Source organism: Streptomyces hazeniae, assembly GCF_031845485.1.
Classification (GTDB): Bacteria; Actinomycetota; Actinomycetes; order Streptomycetales; family Streptomycetaceae; genus Streptomyces; species Streptomyces hazeniae.
Genome location: NZ_JAVREQ010000235.1, coordinates 1 through 407, shown reverse-complemented (window position 1 = coordinate 407; position 407 = coordinate 1). Strand labels below are relative to the sequence as shown.

The 407-nt window shown below is 72.0% G+C and carries 1 protein-coding gene; it reads left to right on the top strand.

Annotated elements, in window-relative coordinates; translation table 11 throughout:
• Positions 1-407: HAD-IC family P-type ATPase (locus RM572_RS29500; RefSeq protein ID WP_311676403.1), on the top strand; the 407-nt coding region annotated here is incomplete at both ends.

The window sequence follows — 407 nt, the reverse complement described above, 5'->3', positions numbered from 1 at the left end:
CTGGGCTTCTGGCTGGGCAGCGGCGCCGGACTCACGGCGGCGTTCACGGCGGCCGTCGCGGTCCTGATCATCGCCTGCCCCTGCGCCCTCGGACTGGCCACTCCGACCGCGCTCATGGTCGGCACCGGCCGCGGCGCCCAGCTCGGCATCCTCATCAAGGGCCCCGAAGTCCTCGAAACCACCCGCCGCGCCGACACCATCGTCCTCGACAAGACCGGCACGGTCACGACGGGGAAGATGACCCTGCTCGCCGTCCACACCGCCGACGGCACCGACGAGAACGACGTCCTGCGGCTGGCCGGTGCGGTGGAGCACTCCTCCGAACACCCCATCGCCCAGGCCGTGGCAGCAGGCGCCACCGAACGCCTCGACGGAGCCACCCTCCCCACCCCCGAGGACTTCACCAA